This window comes from Paenibacillus glycanilyticus (assembly GCF_023715145.1).
GTDB lineage: Bacteria > Bacillota > Bacilli > Paenibacillales > Paenibacillaceae > Pristimantibacillus > Pristimantibacillus glycanilyticus_A.
This window is the reverse complement of record NZ_JAMBNP010000033.1, coordinates 1-632: the sequence shown is the minus strand read 5'-3', so window position 1 is coordinate 632 and position 632 is coordinate 1. Positions and strand designations below refer to the sequence as shown.

At 47.8% G+C, this 632-nt stretch carries 1 protein-coding gene; it reads left to right on the top strand.

All coding sequences use genetic code 11. The features are described 5' to 3' along the window. The coding region (locus tag M3194_RS30805) for a transposase (RefSeq protein ID WP_251657955.1) at positions 1 to 632 on the top strand (632 nt) is incomplete at both ends.

The following is a 632-nucleotide window of genomic DNA, read 5'->3' as shown; positions in this document are numbered from 1 at the left end:
TTCGCTGCCATTGAAGAGGCAGAGAAACAGGAAGATCAGGCGCTGAATAACTTGGACCTTCCTGAGCTCGGAGAGGCTTCTGCCATCACGAGCGAAAAGCTCGAGCAGGCTGTTCAACGGCTTGAAAGCAAGCTTCAAGAAAAGCCGAAGAACAAACCGTTAAAGAAAGCTGTGCGCCTTGTTCGGAAAGATCTTTCTCGCCTGCACAAATATGAAGAGCAGCAGGAAACGCTCGGCAGCCGAAACAGCTTCAGCAAAACCGACACGGATGCGACGTTCATGCGCATGAAGGAAGACCACATGCGCAATGGTCAGCTGAAGCCGGGGTATAACGTGCAGATTGGAACCGAAGATCAATTCATTCTCAGCTACAGCATCCATCAGCGTCCAACAGATACACGTTGTCTCAAGCCGCACCTGGACAAAGTGAAAGCCTCACTTGGTCAATTGCCGGGAACCGTCATCGCTGATGCAGGATATGGCAGCGAAGAAAACTATGCTTATTTAGAGTCTGAAGAACAACGAGCACTTGTAAAATACAATACTTATCATAAAGAAAACACCAAAGCATGGAAGCAAGATATAAGCAAGTTCGAGAACTGGTTGTATGACGAGAATGAAGATTCGTGGAC